Genomic DNA, 18,064 nt, shown 5'->3' with positions numbered 1-18,064 from the left:
ATGGCCGCCCGGGCTCCGCGGGGCCGCGGCTCACTCGGACGGCGTAGGCCCGCGGCCGGCCGGGAGCTCGCGCACCGCCGGCGCAGGGGAACCGCGGCAGGCGGCGACGTCCGCCGCGCGCTCGACACCGTGCCGCCCCGGCGGGAAGGCCCGCGCGGGGCGGACGGGCCCGGCGCGTCGTTACGGCACCGGCGGCACGGGGCCCGACAGGTCGCGTCGGTCCGAGAGATCGCGCCGCTCGGCGGGGTCGCGCTGGTCGGAGAGGTCGCGCTGGTGCGGGATCACGATGTCCTCCGGCCTCTGGAGGGCGACGGTGCGGGCCGGGGAGGGGATGCGGATGCCCTCGTCCCGGTAGCGCTGGTGGAGGCGCTTGATGAACTCGTGCTTGATCCGGTACTGGTCGCTGAACTCTCCGACGCCCAGGATGACCGTGAAGCCGATCCGGGAGTCGCCGAAGGTGTGGAAGCGGACGGCGGCTTCGTGGTCGGGGTCGCCGCCGTTGACGTCCTTCATCACGCTGTCGATGACCTCGGTGGTGACCCGCTCGACATGGTCGAGGTCGCTGTCGTAGGCGACGCCCACCTGCACCAGGATCGTCAACTTCTGTTCCGGGCGGGTGAAGTTGGTCATGTTGGTGCCGGCCAGCTGGGCGTTGGAGATGATCACCAGGTTGTTGGAGAGCTGACGCACCACGGTGTTGCGCCAGTTGACGTCGACGACATAGCCCTCCTCGCCGCTGCTGAGCCGGATGTAGTCACCGGGCTGCACGGTCTTCGAGGCGAGGATGTGCACACCGGCGAAGAGGTTGGCCAGGGTGTCCTGGAGGGCCAGGGCGACGGCGAGGCCGCCCACGCCCAGGGCGGTGAGAAGCGGGGCGATGGAGATGCCCAGGGTCTGAAGGACCACCAGGAAGCCCATGGCCAGCACGATGATGCGGGTGATGTTGGCGAAGATGGTGGCCGATCCGGCCACCCCGGACCGGGACTGCGCGAAGGACCGCACCACTCCGGTGATCACCCGGGCCGCGGTGAGCGTGACGACCAGGATGAGCAGCACCGTCAGCGTCCGGTTGACGGTGCGTTGGACCGCCTCCGTCAGCGGGAGCGCCGCGGCCGCCGCCGCCAGACCGCCGGTGACCGCCGCCCAGGGGACCACCGCACGCAGCGCGTCGACGAGGATGTCGTCCCCGCTCCACCGGGTTTTGAGGGCGTGTCTGCCCAGCCAGCGCAGGGTCACCCGCAGCAGCAGGGCGGTCATGATGCCGGCGGCCAGCGCGGCGCCGGCCACGATCAGGTCGTGCAGTGTCACAGCGCGGTTCACCGGCCGGCTCCTCCCGCGACCGGAAGGAGCGGACGTGCTATGAGCCGGATGTGATGTCTCGTCACCATGCCACCTGCTTGTCTCTAGGGCTGTGAAGGCGCCGGGACATCCGTGGACGTCCCGGCGCGAACTGCCATCCTGCCGTATGCCGTTCGGCGGGGAGAGAGTGGCTCGGGTGGATGCTCCGCACAACCGCCGGCCGAGGGCGGGGCGAGGCGCTCCGGGGGCGGCGAGAGGCCCCCGGGAGCGCGTGCGGAGGGCCTCAGTGCGCCTTTTGCGCCAGGCGCAGCAGATGGTCGGCGAGGGCCTTGCCGCCCGCCGGGTCGCGGCTGATGAGCATCAGGGTGTCGTCGCCGGCGATGGTGCCGAGGATGTCGTGGAGTTCGGCCTGGTCGATGGCGGAGGCCAGGAACTGGGCGGCGCCCGGCGGGGTGCGCAGGACCACGAGGTTGGCGGAGGCCTCGGCGGAGATGAGGAGTTCCCCGGAGAGGCGGCGCATCCGCTCCTCCTTGGCGGACTCCCCCAGCGGGGCGCGCGGCTTGCGGTCGCCGCCCTCGCTGGGCACCGCGTAGATCAGCTCGCCGCCGGTGTTGCGGATCTTCACCGCGCCCAGCTCGTCCAGGTCGCGGGAGAGCGTCGCCTGGGTGACGGACAGGCCGTCGTCGGCGAGCAGCTTGGCGAGCTGGCTCTGGGAGCGGACCGGCAGCCGGTTGAGGATGTCCACGATCCGGCGGTGGCGGGCGGTGCGGGTCTGCGGTACGGCCTGACCGCCGTTGTACGCCTCGTTGTCCTGCGGCTCGGTCATCGTTGTCGTCAGTCTCCGGCTCGTCGTTCCCCGTCGGCCCCTTGGCGGGCCGTGTCCAGGACGGCGGGGAGCTTGTGGAGGAACGCTTCCGCTTCGTCGTCGGAGACGATCAGCGGCGGGGCGAGCCGGACGACGTCCGGCGCGACCGCGTTCACCAGCAGGCCCGCGTCCTGAGCCGCCTGCTGCACCTGCGGCGCGAGCGGCTCCGTCAAGACGATACCCAGGAGAAGGCCCGCACCGCGGACCTGGCCGACCAAGGGGTGGCCCAGGGCCTCGGTTCCGCTGCGCAGCCGCTCGCCGACCCGCTTGACGTTCTCCAGGACGCCGTCCGCCTCGATGGTGTCCAGGACGGCGAGGGCGCCGGCGCAGACGACCGGGTTGCCGCTGAACGTCGAGCCGTGCGAACCGGGCGTGAGCAGGTCGGCGGCCGGGCCGAAGGCCAGCGTGGCGCCGATCGGCAGGCCGCCGCCCAGGCCCTTGGCGAGGGTGATGACGTCGGCCTCGACGCCCTGGGCCCGGGACTCCAGCCAGTGGCCGGTCCGGCCGATGCCGGTCTGGATCTCGTCGAGGACCAGCAGGGTGCCGGTGGCGGCGGTGATCTCGCGGGCGGCCTGGAGGTAGCCGGGCGGCGGGACGACGACGCCGTTCTCGCCCTGGACGGGCTCCAGGATGACGAAGGCGGTGTCGGTGGTGACGGCGGCGCGGAGGGCCTCGACGTCGCCGTACGGGACGTAGTCGACGTCGCCGGGCAGCGGGGCGAAGGGGGCCTGCTTGGCGGGCTGGCCGGTGAGGGCGAGGGCGCCCATGGTGCGGCCGTGGAAGCCGCCGGCCGTGGAGACCATGTGGGTGCGCCCGGTCAGCCGGCCGATCTTGAAGGCGGCCTCGTTGGCCTCGGCGCCGGAGTTGGAGAAGTAGACCCGGCCGGGGCGGCCGGCCAGCGCGAGCAGGCGCTCGGCCAGGGCGACGGTGGGCTCGGCGACGAAGAAGTTCGAGACATGGCCGAGCGTGGCGACCTGGTCGGAGACGGCGCGGACCACCGCGGGGTGGGCATGGCCCAGGGAGTTGACCGCGATACCGCCGAGGAAGTCGAGGTACTCGTTGCCGTCGGCGTCCCACACCTTGGCGCCCTCGCCGCGGACCAGCGGGACACGGGGGATGCCGAAGTTGTCCATCATGGCGCCCCGCCAGCGCCCGGTGAGCCCTGCGTTGGTCACCGGGCCGTGGCTGTGTGCCGCGTCGCTCATGTCGCCCCCTCGATCGTGTTCGCGTCCGGCACGACCATCGTGCCGATTCCTTCGTCGGTGAAGATCTCCAGCAGGATCGAGTGCTGGACCCGCCCGTCGATGACCCGGGCGGTGTGGACGCCGTTGCGGACGGCGTGCAGGCAGCCCCGCATCTTGGGCACCATGCCGCTGGCCAGGTCGGGCAGCAGCTTCTCCAGTTCGCCGGCGGTGAGGCGGGAGATCACCTCGTCGCTCTGCGGCCAGTCCTCGTAGAGCCCCTCGACGTCGGTGAGCACCATCAGCGTCTCGGCGCCCAGGGCGGCGGCCAGCGCGGCCGCCGCGGTGTCGGCGTTGACGTTGAAGACACCGGAGGGGTCGTCCTCGTCGCTGCTGCGGGCGATCGAGGAGATCACCGGGATCCGGCCGTCCTCCAGGAGGGCGTGCACCGCACCGGGGTCGATGCCGGTGATCTCGCCGACCCGGCCGATGTCCACCCGCTCGCCGTCGATGTCGGCGAAGTGCTTGGTCGCGGTCATCAGATGGGCGTCCTCGCCGGTCATGCCGACGGCGAGCGGGCCGTGCTCGTTGAGCAGTCCCACCAGCTCGCGCTGCACCTGGCCGGCCAGCACCATCCGTACGACGTTCATCGCCTCGGGCGTGGTGACCCGCAGGCCGCCCTTGAACTCCGACTCCAGGCCGAGCAGGTCGAGCTGGGCGCTGATCTGCGGGCCGCCGCCGTGCACGACGACGGGGCGCAGTCCGGCGTGCCGCAGGAAGACCACGTCCTGGGCGAAGGCGCGCTTGAGCTCCTCGTCGATCATGGCGTTGCCGCCGAACTTGATGACGACGGTCTTGCCGTGGTGCCGGGTCAGCCAGGGCAGCGCCTCGATGAGGGTGCGGGCCTTGGGCAGTGCGGTGTGTTTGCGGGTGCTCATGCGCGGGCCTCGCTTCGCTCGGCGGGCTGTGAGGACAGCGCGCCCCTTTGATTGACGCGCTCGCTCATGAGGAGTACGCGCTGTTCTCGTGGACGTAGTCGGCGGTCAGGTCGTTGGCCCAGATGACCGCGGACTCGGTACCGGCGGCGAGGTCGGCGGTGATGCGGACCTCCCGGTAGCGCATGTCGACCAGGTCGCGGTCCTCGCCCACCGAGCCGTTCTTGCAGACCCAGACGTCGTTGATGGCGACGTTGAGCTGGTCGGGCTCGAAGACGGCGGAGGTGGTGCCGATGGCGGAGAGCACCCGGCCCCAGTTGGGGTCCTCACCGTGGATGGCGCACTTGAGGAGGTTGTTGCGGGCGATGGAGCGGCCGACCTCGACCGCGTCGTCCTCGCTGGCCGCGCCCACGACCTCGATCCGGATGTCCTTGCTGGCGCCCTCGGCGTCCCCGATCAGCTGCCGCGCCAGGTCGTCGCAGACCGTGCGCACCGCCTCGGCGAACTCCGCGGTGTCCGGGACGACGCCGCTGGCGCCCGAGGCCAGCAGCAGCACCGTGTCGTTGGTCGACATACAGCCGTCGGAGTCGACCCGGTCGAAGGTGGTGCGGGTCGCGGCCCGCAGCGCCGTGTCGAGTTCGGCGGCCGGCAGATCGGCGTCGGTGGTCAGCACGACGAGCATGGTGGCCAGGCCCGGGGCGAGCATCCCGGCGCCCTTGGCCATCCCGCCGACCGTCCAGCCTCCCCCGGTCTCGGGCCGGGTGGTGCTCCCCACCGTGACCTGGGCGGTCTTGTGCACGCTGTCGGTGGTCTTGATGGCGATGGCGGCCTTCTCGCCGCCGTGGCCGGTCAGTTCGGCCGCGGCCCGGTCGATGCCCGGCAGCAGCTTGTCCATCGGGAGGCGCAGGCCGATCAGCCCGGTGGAGGCGACCGCCACCTCGCCGGCGTTGTGCCCGAGCGCCTCGGCGGCCTTCTCCGCGGTGGCGTGGGTGTCCTGGAAGCCGAGCGGGCCCGTACAGGCGTTGGCGCCACCGGAGTTGAGGACGACGGCGGAGACCGTGCCGCCCTTGAGGACCTGCTCGGACCAGACGACCGGGGCGGCCTTGACGCGGTTGGAGGTGAAGACTCCGGCGGCGGCCAGTCGCGGCCCGTTGTTCACCACGAGGGCGAGGTCCGGGTTGCCGTTCTCCTTGATCCCGGCGGCGATGCCCGCCGCCGTGAACCCTTGTGCTGCCGTGACGCTCACTGCTTCTTCTCCTCCGTCGCTTCGCCGGCCCCGCCGGTCATGCTGTGCTGCCCCGGGTCCGTGCGGGTCACGGGGCCACCCCGACCCTGGAGAGCCCCGTCTCCTCGGGGAGGCCCAGGGCGATGTTCATGCTCTGCACCGCGCCGCCCGCGGTCCCCTTGGTGAGGTTGTCGAGGGCGCTGATCGCGATGATCCGGCCGGCCGCGGCATCCAGCGTCACCTGGATCTGGGCGGTGTTGGAGCCGTACACGGCGGCGGTCGACGGCCACTGGCCCTCGGGCAGCAGCCGCAGGAACGGCTCGTCGGCCAGCGCCTTCTCGTACGCGGCGCGCACGGCCGCGGCGTCCACCCCGGGCTTCGCCTTCGCCGAGCAGGTCGCGAGGATGCCGCGCGACATGGGGGCGAGGGTCGGCGTGAAGGAGACGCTGATCCGCTCGCCGGCCACCGCGCTCAGGTTCTGGATCATCTCGGGGGTGTGCCGGTGCCCGCCGCCGACGCCGTACGGGCTCATCGAGCCCATGACCTCGGAGCCCAGCAGATGCGGCTTGAGGGCCTTGCCGGCGCCGGAGGTGCCGGTGGCCGCGACGATCACGGCCTCGGGCTCGGCGAGCCGGTCCGCGTACGCGGGGAACAGCGCGAGCGAGACGGCGGTGGGGTAGCAGCCCGGGACCGCGATGCGCCGGGTCCCCTGGAGCGCCGCACGCCCCCGGGGCAGCTCGGGCAGGCCGTACGGCCAGGTGCCGGCGTGGGGCGAGCCGTAGAACGCCTCCCAGTCGGCGGCGTCGCCGAGCCGGAAGTCGGCGCCGCAGTCCACGACCAGCACATCGGGCCCGAGCTCCTCGGCGACCGCGGCGGACTGGCCGTGCGGCAGCGCGAGAAAGACGACGTCGTGCCCGGCCAGCACCTCGGCGGAGGTCGGCTGGAGCTCCCGGTCGGCCAGCGGGACCAGATGCGGCTGCAGCCCGCCCAGGCGCTGCCCGGCGTTGGAGTGCCCGGTCAGCGCCCCGATCTCGACCTCCGGGTGCCCCAGGAGCAGGCGCAGCACTTCACCACCCGCATACCCGCTCGCACCGGCCACTGCTGCTCGTACCGTCATGGACCTCTCCTCCTTGATGGCATGACTATACGGATAGCGGCAGTTTTATGCAATGAGGGGTGACCGGGCGCGTGCGCCGCGACCGAGGCCTTCAGCCGGCGGGCGAGCACGCCGGGGGCGGGCCCTGACCCCGTGACGCTGCCTTGCGTTCAGCTTCGAGGAGTGGCGAGGCGGTGCGTGCGCAGATCCCGTCGGGCTGGTTGAGCGGTGCACGAGGAGGCCGGTGCCGCGCCCCGGACCGCCTTGCCTCAGCCCAGCGTGTCCATCAGGGCGGTGACGTAGGCGTCCAGCCGCTCCTCCACGGCTCGGGTCGTCAGCTCGGTCCGCCCTGCCTCCCGCCAGGGCTGCGCCACCCACTGCACTTCTTCCGAGAACGCCAGCGCGTCCCGCACCCGCCAGTACAGCCGCTCGCTCGCGGCCGCGGCCGGCACCCCGCCGGCCTCCTCGTACGCCTCGGCGAACCGCAGACCCCACGCCGGGCCGTGCAGCAGCGCGAGATTGGTGGAGCAGTGCGCCACATCGAGATCGGCCGGGCCCCAGGAGGCTGCTGCCCAGTCGACGACGCCGGTGATCCGGGCACCTGTCGCCCTCGGGGACGGCACGTCGAACAGCACGTTGCCGGGGTGGAAGTCCCGGTGCAGGAACCGCCCTTCATAGGGCGGCGCGGGCCCGCGGATCACGTCGATCGCCGCGGCCCATGCCACCGCGTCGGCACCCTTCGGCACCACGACGGTGCCCGCGGTCGTCAACGCTGCATACGCGCGGGGCCGCTCGGCGGGTCGCCGCGCGTGGATCGCCACGAGTTGACGGGCCAGCGCGGGGACGCGCGCCTCCAATCCCTCGTCGTCGAGGACCGTCCGGCCCGTCAGATGGGTCATGAGGAGGGAGGGATACTCGCCGTGCGCGGCGGTCGGATCGACCGCGACCAGTCCGGGAGCCGGCACGCCGGTCCCCGTGAGCAGGGTCAGGGCGACGGCCTCCCTGTGCAGCCGGTCCTCGGCGTGCTCCAGGTCGGTGACGGTCCGCAGCACCAGGTCACGGGTGCCTCCGTCCCGCGTGCCGATGGTCAGCCTCCGCATTTCGGCAGTGCTGCCGCCGTGCAGCGCCGCGGTTGCGACGATCCGTTCGCCGGGCTCCAGGTGCCGGCTCACCCAGGCCAGTGTCAGCGGCCGGACAGCCGCCGCCTCATCGTGATGGGTCACCGTGCTGCCCCCTGCCCTTCCGGCCGCTTCTCCCGCTGCCGGACCGCCTCATCACCACGCTCACGCATGGTGAACGTCCGCACACATGATCCGCCCACGGAAAGCCTCGGTCGCGGGCCGCCCTGTCCACTGTGCCGGAATCCGGGCCGCCGGCGGGCCCGGCCTCACCCGTTCGGCCGTGGTGCGTTAGCGGAACGTGAGTGAGGCGTTCACGGAACGTCAGCGGCTCCGGGAAAAGTGGTGTCCACACCGCGGGAACGACCTCCCGCACGAAACACAGGGGGAACCCGATCATGCGCACTTCCCGGATTCGCACCGCCACCCTGGCCGCCGTCACCGCCGCGCTGGCGCTGGGCCTGACCGCCTGCGGCGGCGCCGACGGCGGTTCGAAGGCGGCGGGCGGCGACAACGCCGGTGCCGCGCAGAGCCGGTCCGCGTCCCACACGGACGGCAAGGACGGTGCGGAGCAGGCCGACGGCGGCGGGAACACCAAGGAGGGTGCGCGCTCGACGACCGCCTCGGGCGGGACGGGCCAGACCGCGAACAAGGGCGCCACGGCCGGCGCCCAGCAGTGCCGCGGCGACGAGATGCTGCTCACCGCGGTGCACCGGTTCGCCGGGCAGCAGGGTGACCACCTGCTGGTCACCGCGTCGAACAAGGGCACCAAGCCCTGCTGGGTCACCTCGTACCCGACCGTGAAGCTCGGCGACAACGGCAGCGCGCTGCCGCACTCGAAGAAGGACAACCCGGGCGGCGGCAAGCAGATCACGCTCCAGCCCGGCGGCACGGCGTACAGCGCGGTGAACCTCTTCGACTACGGCTCCAAGCACCACACGGCGCAGTCGCTCGCCCTCGCGCTGCGCGGCGCGGACGGCCACAACGGCCCCTCCTACTCCGTCTCCCTCAAGGGCGACAAGCCGCAGTTCAGCTGGAACGAGGCCGACGTGCTGAACTGGAGCACCAAGAAGCCGTACGACTTCTGAGACCAGGGGTCCCGGCGGGCCCCGGCGCTCCGGTCGGCGCGCCGGGCACCGCGGCCGGCGGCGAGCCGAGCAGGGCGGCGGGTGAGCGGAGTGGTCTTCGTTCGGCGACGATCCGGCTGCCGTGGTGGGGCGGGCGCCTAAGATCACCGGCATGACGCTGCGACCGGTTCAGGTGAACATCAAGGCTCTCGACGACTCGGCGGTCGGCCGGTTCTGGGCGGAGGCGCTCGGCTGGGGGCTCAGCAGTGAGGCACCCGGCGTGACGAACGTGGAACCCCTCGGCGACTTCGTCTGGCCGGACCCGGCCGCCGTCTGCATCGACGTCGTCGCCGTCCCGGAACCCAGGACGACGGCGAAGAACCGGGTGCACCTCGATCTCGCGACCACCTCCGCGGCCCATCAGGCGGAGGTGGTCGCGCGTCTGAAGGCCCTCGGCGCGACGCCCGCCCACGTGGGCCAGGGCGACGTGCCGTGGACGGTCCTCGCCGACCCGGAGGGCAACGAGTTCTGCGTGCTGGAGCCCCGGGAGATCTACCGGGACACCGGACCGATCGCCGCGGTCGTGGTCGACTGCACGGATCCGCGGGCCATGGCCCGGTTCTGGGGCGAGGCGATCGACTGGACCCTGCACGAGGTGACCGACGATCGCGCGGTGTGGCGCTCCGCCAAGGGCGTCGGTCCGTATCTCGAATTCCTCCGCACGCCCGGCGGGAAGACCGTGCCGGACCGCACCCATCTCGACCTGCTGCCGTACCCCGGTGACGACAAGGCGGCGGAGGTGGCCCGGCTGCGGGCCCTCGGCGCCACCGACCTCGACCTCGGCCAGGGCGACGTGCCGTGGTCGTGCCTGTCCGACCCGGAGGGCCACGAGTTCTGCGTCCTCGGCCCGTCCTGACGCGCAGTCCGCCGGCGGCGCCACGGTCCGGTACCCAGCCCTGCTCGACGGCGCCGAACTCGCCGAAGCCGTCGCCGGCCACCCCACCGTCGACGCGGCCCTCGACGCCTACGAACGCGTCATGCTGCCCCGCGGCGCCGAGAACGCCACGACCGCCGGACAGATGCTCAGCGCCCTCCTGCCCGGCACCGACGCGGACGACGCCCTCTTCCCCGACGCCCCCTCTGGCCGGCCGTCGCCCCGGCCGGTCCGGGCACGGCGCACACCGCCTGAGCGTGCCCCCCGGGGCAGCGGGCCGGCGGGGGTCCGCCCGGCGGGTGCCGACCGCTCTCCATCGAGCCGGTGGCGGCGGTTCCCCCTACTCTCGGCACAGGGGGCGATCGGACACGTAAAGGACCGTGATGGACCTCCAACTCCAGGGCAAGGTCGCCCTCGTCACCGGAGCGAGCAAGGGCATCGGCCTGGCCCTCGCCGAGGCGTTCGCCCGGGAGGGCGCCCATGTCGTGGCCGGCAGCCGGAGCGTCACCCCCGGACTCGAAGAACTCCGGGAGCACCACGGCGTCACCGCCGTCCCGGTCGACCTGTCCACCGCCGACGGCCCGGACACCCTCGTCCGGCAGGCGGTGGACCGGCACGGCAGGGTCGACATCCTCATCAACGCGCTGGGGGCCGCGACGCCCCGTACGAGCTTCCTGGACATCGACGACGCCGGGTGGCAGCGCATCTTCACCATGACCCTGTTCAGTGCGGTCCGGGCCAGCCGCGCCGCGCTCGTGCACCTGCTGGACGCGGGCGGGGGCGCGGTCCTCAACATCAGCTCCATCAACGCGCGTCTGCCGTTCCCCATGGTCGTGGACTACTCCGCGGCCAAGGCGGCGCTGAGCAGCCTGACCAAGTCGCTGTCCGAGGAGTTCGCACCGCGCGGCATCCGGGTCAACGCGATCGCGCCGGGACCGGTCCGCACCCCCTTCTGGACCGCTCCGGGCGGCTTCGCCGACCTCACGGCGGCCCAGGCCGGGACCACCGCGCAAGAGGCCCTCGACGTGGTCGTGCCGCAGCGCATGGGCATCTCCACCGGGCGGGTCACCGAACCGCACGAGGTCGCCGACCTGGCCCTCTTCCTCGCCTCCCCGCTCGCGGGCAACATCACGGGAGCCGAGTTCACGATCGACGGCGGGCAGGTCAAGACCTGGTGATCTCCGGCCCGGTCCGCCGCCCCGGCCGGCCGTCCCTCAGCCGGCGAGCCGACCGGCCGGCCTGCGGGGGATGCAGAAGAGCGCGAGGGCGGCGGCCGTCAGGTACGCGGCCGCGCCGACGGCCATGCTGGTCCGCAGCCCGGTGGCGAAGTCGGCGGTGGCAACCAGTAGCGAGCCGCCCAGCGCGACGCCCGCGGCGCTGCCGATCTGGCGGGTGGTGTTGAACAGCGCGGAGGCGGTGCCGGAGTACGTGTCCGGGGCGGCGGACATCACGGTGGCGGTCGCACCGGTGAGGGCGAAGGACGTGCCGAAGCCCGCCGCCATCATGGGGCCCACGAGCAGCGCATAGGCCGGGTCCCGGCCGGCGGCCGCCCAGCCGGCCAGACCTGCCGCGCCCAGCAGCATGCCCGTGACCACCAGCGGACGGTGTCCGGTGCGGCGGGCCAGCCGCCCGGACAGGACGGAGGCGAACATCGTCATCACCACCGCCGGGAAGAGGGCGATCCCGGTGCGCAGGGCGGTCAGGCCGCGCTGGTGCTGGAAGTCGAGGCTGGCGGTGAAGATCATGCCGTAGAAGGCGAAGTTGAACAGCAGGCCGATGGCCGCGCCGCCGCCCATCGGGCGGGAGCGCAGCAGCCGCAGCGGCAGCACGGGGGTGCGGGCCAGACGCTCGCGCAGGACGAACGCGCCGGCGGCCGGCAGGCACAGCACGGCCCCCGTGACGATCAGCGGGTCCGTCCAGCCCCGTCGTCCCGCCTCGTTGAGGACGGCGACCAGCAGGGCCACCAGCACGATCAGCGCGCACTGGGCCGGCCAGTCCACGGGACGGTCCGCGCGCCGGGCCGAAGCGGCCACCCGGCGCAGCGTCAGCAGCAGGCAGACGCAGCCGACGGGCACATTGATGAAGAACACCCAGCGCCAGCCCACGGTGGTGACCAGGAGGCCGCCCAGGAGGGGTCCCGCGGAGGCGGCGATGCCCGCCATCGAGCCCCACAGGCCGAAGGCCCAGGAGCGCTCGGCGGCTGCGGGGTACGCCTGTTGGAGCAGCGCGAGGGAACCGGGCACGATCAGTGCCGCGCCGAGCCCTTCGCACAGCCGGGCGGCGACCAGGGTCCCGGTGCTCTGGGCCAGTCCGCAACCGACCGAGGCGGCGGTGAACACCACCACCCCCGTGCAGAAGATCCGGCGGTTGCCCAGCCGGTCCCCCAGCGCGCCCCCGGTGAGCAGCAGGCCGGCGAAGACCAGGGTGTAGCCGTCCGTGATCCACAGGATGCCGGTGAGCGAGGCCGACAGCTCCCGCCCCACCACCGGAACGGCGACGTTGATCACGGTCACGTCCAGGATGACCATGAAGTAGCCCGCACAGACCGCGAGCAGCGGGGCCGGGGAACGCCCCGCTGTCGCCGGCCCCTGCGGCCGATCGCCCTGGGCACCGCCGGCGCGCACCATGCGGACACGGTATGCGCGCGACGCGGACCCGCGGTGGCTTGACCGCTCCAGCGGCGTGCCGGGCGCTCCCGCCGCACCGCATGGCCGATGCTGCGGTGCGGGACGCCGACGACGGGCCGGCACGGGCCCGTCGGGACCGGGAGCGGGCCGGCGGCCGTCCCCGCAGGGCGTCGGTGGCCGCAGGGCGGCGAGGCAAGGGTGAGGTGGCGAAGGTGGCGAAAGCACCGTCGGACGCGCGGGCCGTCGAGAGTTCCGTCGAACTCGGCGGCTACCAGCAGGAGCTGAAGCGGACGCTCGGCTCCTTCCAGGTGTTCGCGATCTCGTTCGCGTTCATCTCGGTGGCGGTGGGCGTCTTCGGGACGTACGACGACGTGCTGCAGGACGCGGGGCCGGTCGGTATCTGGCTGTGGCCCGTCGCGGCGGTGGGGCAGACCCTGGTGGCGCTGGTGGTCGCCCAGCTCGCGGCCCGTATCCCGCTGAGCGGCTCGTCCTACCAGTGGGCCTCGCGGCTGGCCAACCTGAAGGTCGGCTGGGGATTCGGGTGGCTGACGTTCTGTTACCTGGCGATCGCGGTCGTGGCGGTCGACAACGCGCTGGCGAGCCAGGCCCTGATGCCGCTCGCCGGCATCCGGCCGGACGAGGGCACGGCGCGCCTGATCACGCTCGCGGTGCTGCTCGTCCAGACCCTGCTGGCCGTGGCCTCGACGCGCCTCGTCAGCATGATCAACGCGAGTGCGGTGGGGCTCGAACTGGCACTGGTCCTGGTGGTGGCGCTGGCGCTCTTCGTCGCCGTGGCGATCACGGGGCGCGGCGAGACCGGCAATCTCACCTCGCGCGGTGTCGCCGCGCACGCCCCCGACTACTTCACCGTCGGCGGCGGGCTGATGCTCGCGATGATCATGGGTCTCGCCACGCTCGTCGGCTTCGACGCCGCGGCGAACCTGGCCGAGGAGGCCAAGGACCCGTATCGCAGCGTGCCGCGGGCGATCGTGGGATCCGTCGTGGCCGCCGGGCTGCTGGGCATGCTGTTCCTGGTCGCGCTCACCGTCGCGATCGACGACCTGCCGCGGATCAGCGCCAGCGGCTCGCCGGTCGCGGCGATCATGCGCGACCAGTTCGGTCCGGCGATGGAGCGGACGCTGCTGGTCGGGATCTCGTTCGCGTTCTTCGGCGCCGGGATGGTGGTGATGACCGCGTGCTCGCGGATCGTCTTCGCGATGTCGCGCGACGCCCGCTTCCCCGCCCACCGGCTGATGCGGCGGGTCAGCCCGCGCACCCGTACCCCGGTCCCGGCGACGGTCCTGATCCTCCTCGTGGGCATCGTGCTGATGGTCGCGCTGCCGGGTGACGCCCTGCTGAAGCTGATCACGGCGTCGACGATCCTCCCGGCGATCATCTACGGCGCGACGGTCACCCTCTACCTGGCGGTGCGCCGGCGACTGGACTGCAAGAAGGGCGCCTTCGACCTCGGGCGCTTCGAACTGCCGGTCGCGGTCTGTGCGCTGATGTGGTCGGTGCTCTCGCTGTTCGTGCTGGTGGCGCCCGCGGAGGCGCTGGTGCCCGCCCTGATCGTGGTCGGTCTGCTGCTCGCGGGCGGGCTGTTCTTCCTCTGCCTGCTGCGCTTCAACCGCGAGGCGTTGGAGACCGAGCCCGGGGACATGGACGTCTTCCAGCACTGAGCCGGCGTCATGCTCCCGCGCCGCACGGGGACGGGCGGTTCCCGCGGGCCGGCGGTGCCCTGGCGGGCGGGTCGGGGCCCGAAAGGCCCGCGGGCCTGACGTGCTACGCGCCGACGGCGCGCCGGCCGCGGGACAGTGCGGTCAGCACCTCGTGGGCGGCCCGCTCGCCGGAGCGCACCGCGCCCTCCATCAGGCCGTGCATCAGCGTCGCCGATTCGGTGCTGGCCCAGTGGATCCGGCCCACCGGCTCGCGCAGCGCCCTGCCGTAGGCGGTCAGGGTGCCGGGCGGGAAGTGGCCCATCATCCCGCCCAGCGACCACTGCTGGGCGGACCAGTCGGTCTCCAGATAGTGCTCGGGGTGGCGTGCCCGGGGGCCGAACCGCTCGGCCAGCGCGTCCAGCCAGACCTCGCGCCGCTCAGCCGGGTCCAGCCGCCCCATGTGCAGGGCCGCGGTGCTGAACGCATAGCTGCTGAGCACGCCCGGCCGCCCGGAGCGCGGCGTCTGGTCGATGGTGAGCGGGACCGGCGAATGGGGCGCGAGCGTCTGTCCCGACAGGTGCCGCTCGCGCCAGAACGGCTCGTCGTGGACCGTGTGCACCCGGATGATCGCGCCCGGTACCACCCGTTGCAGCAGGTGGCTGCACGCGGTGGGGAGCGGGGGGTCGAAGCGGATCCGCCCCGCCAGCACCGGGGGCGCGGCCACGATCACGCGCTGCGCCCGCACGGTGAGCGAGGACGCTTCGATCGTCGCGCCGCTGCCGTCGTGGGCGATCCGCTGAACGGGACTGGACAGGTGCACCCGCCCGCCCAGCTGCTCGGCCATGCGCCGCGCCAGTTCGGGGGCTCCGCCGTCGACGAGGTGGGACTCGGTCCGGCGGGAGTCGGTGTAGTAGCCGAAACCGCCGCCGCCCCTGGCCAGGGTGAGGGCGCCGAGCAGCGACACCTCCGCCGGGTCGGCGCAGAACAGCAGGTGCATGCTCGACCTGAGCAGGGTGCGGGCGGTGGCCGAGGGCACATTGCGCGGGTCGGCCAGCCACTGCCCCAGCGTCCGGGCGTCCCACGAGCGGGCGTTGCGGGCCCGCCACGGGGCATCCGCCGGCAGCCGCCGCGTCATCAGATGCAGCCGTGCGAGCGCCAGGCCGAGGGCGAGGAGCGTCCCCTTGCCCGTGGCGGGGAGGACACCGTGATAGCGGTGGTTGACGCCGTTCAGGCGCAGGAGGTGATCGCCCCGCTCGTACTGGGGGTACACCTCCAGGCCCAGTTCCCGGCAGAGCCGGAACATCCGGTCCTGGCCCTTGCCCAGCCAGGTGCCGCCGGCCGACACCACCGTCCCGTCGGGCAGTTCCCGGTTCCACACCCGGCCGCCGACCCGGTCCCGGGCTTCGAGCACCACCACCTCGTGGCCGGCCTGGACCAGTCGTCGCGCGGCGGCGAGCCCGGCAAAGCCGGCGCCCACCACGCAGACGTCCGCCCGCACCTGTTCCATGACCCACCTCCACCGCTCAGCCTCGCCCACCGGCCCCGGACCCGCCCGGCGGGTGATCCATCGGGACGCGTCCGGCGGCGGCCGGGTCCGGAGGCGCGGGTCGCCGCCGGCGCGCAGTTCCGCGGCCGGGCGCGGAACCTGGAGGCATGACGACCACACTGATCACCGGAGCGAACAAGGGGCTGGGCTTCGAGACCGCCCGGCGGCTCGTCGCGGCGGGCCACACCGTCTACGTGGGCAGCCGGGACGCCGCACGCGGGCGCCGGGCCGCCGAGGAGCTGGGCGCGCGCAGCGTCCGCCTCGATGTCACCGACGACGCCTCCGTCGTCGCGGCGGCGGAGATCCTCGCGGCCGACGGCGGCCTGGACGTGCTGGTCAACAACGCCGGCATCGAACGACGCACGCCGGAGGGCGGGGTGATCGACGCCGCGCAGCTGACCGCCGACGAGACGCGGCTGCTGTTCGAGACCAACGTCTTCGGGGTGGTGCGTGTGCTGCACGCGTTCCTGCCGCTGCTGCAGCGGTCCGCCGCCGCGGTCGTGGTCAACGTCAGCAGCGGGCTGGCCTCGCTGTCCCGGGTCGCCGCGCCGGACACACCGGCCCATGCCTACCCGGGCGTCGCCTATCCGGCGTCCAAGGCGGCGGTCAACATGCTCACCGTGCAGTACGCGAAGGCGTTCCCCGGCATGCGGATCAACGCGGTGGAGCCCGGCTACACCGCGACGGACCTCAACCGGCACACGGGCACGCAGACCGTCGAGGAGGGCGCCGAGATCATCGTCCGCATGGCACAGGTGGGCCCCGACGGCCCGACCGGGGGCTTCTTCGACGCGGCGGGCCCGCTGCCCTGGTGAGGGACGGGGCGGCGGTGCGGCCGTCCCGCGCGGGCCCGGAGCCGGTCTGCCGCTGAAGCCCCGTCATCCCCGGGGCGGCAAGGGCGCCGAGCCCGGCGGACGACCGGGCTGCCGGCCGGCGGTGCGCCCGGCGCGGATCACCTGACCGCTGAACGCATCGGCGTCGGGCGCGGGTTCACCGAGGTACCGGGCGAGCAGTTCCGGGCCCGCGACGTCCTCGATGTCGGTCAACCCCCTCGCGCGCAGCTCACCGGCGAGGCCCTCGGGGGTGAAGTGGCTGAGCCAGGGTTCGCCGAGCTCCGCCACCTGCCGGGTGGCGGCCTCGTACGCGGCGCGGAGCTCCGGCGCCATCGTCGCGGCCGGCTCGCGGTAGTAGTCGAACACCACCTGCACGGGTGCGGTGTGGCCGGCCACGGCACGCAGGGTGGCCAGGACGGCGTCCCGCGTCAGGTAGGGCGTGACGCCGAGCCAGATGAAGAACGCCGGCCGGGTGCGGTCCAGCCCGGCCGCGTCCAGGGCCCCGTCGAGCGTGCCGCGTTCGAAGTCCAGCGGGGCGAAGACCAGCGACGGCGGGACGGCGATCCCGGCGGCCGCCAGTTGCTGCCGCTTCCACTCCTGGGTGTCCGGGTGGTCGACCTCGAACACCCGCAGGCCGGTGTGGGTGTGCCGGCACGCGAAGGTGTCCAGCCCCGCGCCGAGGACCACGAGCTGCCGGGTCCCGGCGTGCACGGCGGCGGCGAGCGCGTCCTCGGCGAAGCGGCTGCGCGCGGCGACGAACCGGATGTTGTAGCGGGCGACCGGGTCGTCGGGGGGCGGCGGCAGCGCCTCGGGGCCGAGGCGGAGGATCTTCGCCGCCAGCGGGTCGGTGAAGACCCGCCGGGGATCGGCCTGGTGGCGGGCACGGGCGTGCGCCGCCCGCCATGCGGTCCGACTCGGCCTGCCGGTTTCCATGAGCCCCCCTGGATGTCCTGTGCGAGAACCTCGGTATGCCGTGACGGCGGTCAGGCCCCGGGGCGGGATGCCGCCCAGCCGTGTTCGAGCAGGGCGAAGGCGCCTTCGGCGGCTCCTCGCGGGTCGGTGTGCCGCTGGATGAGCCCACGGGTCTCCAGCGCGAAACGGGCGAGGGCGGCACAGGTGACGTCGCCCTCGGGGGCGCCGGTCTCCTCGGCGATGGCCCGGGCCACGGCCGTTTCGTGGCGCATCCACATGCGGTGGGAGTAGTCGCGCAGCGTCGGGGTGTCCTCGACCATGCGCAGGAACGGGGCGCACCGCGGATCCTTGGCGAAGTCCTGCGTCAGCAGGATGTGCGCGCACAGCGCCTGCGGGATCGACTGCCCGGGAGCGCGCTCCCGCACGGCGGCGACGAGCGCCGACTCGATGTCGTCCTCCTCGTCGAAAACCAGCGCTTCCTTGCTGGGGAAGTGCTTGAACAAGGTGGTCACCGACACGTCGGCGGCCTCGGCGACGTCCTTGACGGAGACCTGGTCGTAGCCGCGGTCGAGGAAGAGCTCCAGTGCGGCGTCGGCCAGCGACTTGCGGGTCTGGGCCTTCTTGCGCTCGCGACGCCCGGTCGGTTCGGTCACGGGCACACCGTACCCGAAGCGGACTCGATGAAAAAGTTTAGTGATTGCGCTTATTTAGTGAGTGTGCTTTCTTGGTCGGGCCGGACCTCCCGGCACCTCACCCGCCTTCCGAGGG

Annotated in this window: 16 protein-coding genes; 5 read left to right on the top strand and 11 right to left on the bottom strand. The window is 73.1% G+C overall.

Annotation, left to right across the window (positions count from 1 at the left end):
* Positions 1-180 precede the first annotated feature (180 nt).
* The 7 genes from AB0411_RS24785 to AB0411_RS24755 all read right to left on the bottom strand — a co-directional run bounded on the left by AB0411_RS24785 (position 181) and on the right by AB0411_RS24755 (position 7,824).
* The gene (locus tag AB0411_RS24785) at positions 181-1,320 is read right to left on the bottom strand and encodes a mechanosensitive ion channel family protein (protein WP_366419482.1); all 1,140 of its coding nucleotides are present in this window, start codon (positions 1,318-1,320) and stop codon (positions 181-183) included.
* A gap of 262 nt (positions 1,321-1,582) precedes the next feature.
* Positions 1,583-2,125 carry an arginine repressor gene (locus tag AB0411_RS24780; protein ID WP_152105109.1) on the bottom strand — a complete coding sequence of 181 codons (543 nt, stop codon included), beginning with the start codon at positions 2,123-2,125 and terminating at the stop codon, positions 1,583-1,585.
* Positions 2,126-2,133: 8 nt separating this feature from the next.
* Entirely contained in the window at positions 2,134-3,369 is a 1,236-nt protein-coding gene (locus AB0411_RS24775) for an acetylornithine transaminase (RefSeq protein ID WP_366419481.1), read from the bottom strand.
* Entirely contained in the window at positions 3,366-4,283 is a 918-nt protein-coding gene (gene argB, locus AB0411_RS24770) for an acetylglutamate kinase (RefSeq protein ID WP_086717442.1), read from the bottom strand. The genes AB0411_RS24775 and argB overlap by 4 nt, the downstream gene beginning before the upstream one ends.
* A gap of 64 nt (positions 4,284-4,347) precedes the next feature.
* Complete coding sequence (gene argJ, locus AB0411_RS24765; protein ID WP_366419480.1) at positions 4,348-5,526, bottom strand: bifunctional glutamate N-acetyltransferase/amino-acid acetyltransferase ArgJ; 1,179 nt, start codon at positions 5,524-5,526, stop codon at positions 4,348-4,350.
* Positions 5,527-5,593: 67 nt separating this feature from the next.
* The gene (gene argC, locus AB0411_RS24760; RefSeq protein WP_366419479.1) at positions 5,594-6,622 is read right to left on the bottom strand and encodes an N-acetyl-gamma-glutamyl-phosphate reductase; all 1,029 of its coding nucleotides are present in this window, start codon (positions 6,620-6,622) and stop codon (positions 5,594-5,596) included.
* Between the two features lie 248 nt (positions 6,623-6,870).
* Positions 6,871-7,824 (bottom strand): phosphotransferase family protein, encoded by a 954-nt coding sequence (locus AB0411_RS24755; protein ID WP_366419478.1) that lies wholly within the window; start codon positions 7,822-7,824, stop codon positions 6,871-6,873.
* Positions 7,825-8,117: 293 nt separating this feature from the next.
* Between AB0411_RS24755 and AB0411_RS24750 the strand changes: the two genes are divergently transcribed.
* The 3 genes from AB0411_RS24750 to AB0411_RS24740 all read left to right on the top strand — a co-directional run bounded on the left by AB0411_RS24750 (position 8,118) and on the right by AB0411_RS24740 (position 10,898).
* A complete protein-coding gene (locus AB0411_RS24750; protein ID WP_366419477.1) occupies positions 8,118-8,807 on the top strand; it encodes a DUF4232 domain-containing protein in 690 nt (229 codons plus the stop codon).
* 151 nt (positions 8,808-8,958) lie between these two features.
* Positions 8,959-9,702 carry a VOC family protein gene (locus AB0411_RS24745; RefSeq protein WP_366419476.1) on the top strand — a complete coding sequence of 248 codons (744 nt, stop codon included), beginning with the start codon at positions 8,959-8,961 and terminating at the stop codon, positions 9,700-9,702.
* 401 nt (positions 9,703-10,103) lie between these two features.
* Complete coding sequence (locus AB0411_RS24740) at positions 10,104-10,898, top strand: SDR family NAD(P)-dependent oxidoreductase (RefSeq protein WP_366419475.1); 795 nt, start codon at positions 10,104-10,106, stop codon at positions 10,896-10,898.
* Positions 10,899-10,934: 36 nt separating this feature from the next.
* Here the strand turns inward: AB0411_RS24740 and AB0411_RS24735 are convergent, their stop codons facing one another.
* Positions 10,935-12,347: an MFS transporter gene (locus tag AB0411_RS24735; protein ID WP_366419474.1), complete on the bottom strand. Its 1,413-nt coding sequence runs from the start codon at positions 12,345-12,347 to the stop codon at positions 10,935-10,937.
* Positions 12,348-12,559: 212 nt separating this feature from the next.
* On the opposite strand from AB0411_RS24735, the gene AB0411_RS24730 reads away from it, so the two are divergent.
* Positions 12,560-14,026: an APC family permease gene (locus AB0411_RS24730; protein WP_366419473.1), complete on the top strand. Its 1,467-nt coding sequence runs from the start codon at positions 12,560-12,562 to the stop codon at positions 14,024-14,026.
* Positions 14,027-14,129: 103 nt separating this feature from the next.
* Here AB0411_RS24730 and AB0411_RS24725 read toward each other — a convergent pair whose 3' ends face one another.
* Positions 14,130-15,512 (bottom strand): flavin monoamine oxidase family protein, encoded by a 1,383-nt coding sequence (locus tag AB0411_RS24725; protein ID WP_366419472.1) that lies wholly within the window; start codon positions 15,510-15,512, stop codon positions 14,130-14,132.
* A gap of 146 nt (positions 15,513-15,658) precedes the next feature.
* Between AB0411_RS24725 and AB0411_RS24720 the strand changes: the two genes are divergently transcribed.
* A complete protein-coding gene (locus tag AB0411_RS24720) occupies positions 15,659-16,366 on the top strand; it encodes an SDR family NAD(P)-dependent oxidoreductase (RefSeq protein WP_366419471.1) in 708 nt (235 codons plus the stop codon).
* Positions 16,367-16,429: 63 nt separating this feature from the next.
* Here AB0411_RS24720 and AB0411_RS24715 read toward each other — a convergent pair whose 3' ends face one another.
* Positions 16,430-17,317: a class I SAM-dependent methyltransferase gene (locus AB0411_RS24715; RefSeq protein ID WP_366419470.1), complete on the bottom strand. Its 888-nt coding sequence runs from the start codon at positions 17,315-17,317 to the stop codon at positions 16,430-16,432.
* A 50-nt stretch (positions 17,318-17,367) separates the two neighbouring features.
* Positions 17,368-17,949 carry a TetR/AcrR family transcriptional regulator gene (locus AB0411_RS24710; protein WP_366419469.1) on the bottom strand — a complete coding sequence of 194 codons (582 nt, stop codon included), beginning with the start codon at positions 17,947-17,949 and terminating at the stop codon, positions 17,368-17,370.
* Positions 17,950-18,064 lie beyond the last annotated feature (115 nt).

The sequence above is a fragment of the Streptomyces angustmyceticus genome (genome assembly GCF_040701845.1).
GTDB classification, from domain to species: Bacteria; Actinomycetota; Actinomycetes; order Streptomycetales; family Streptomycetaceae; genus Streptomyces; species Streptomyces angustmyceticus_A.
This window is presented reverse-complemented; position numbering and strand designations above follow the sequence as displayed.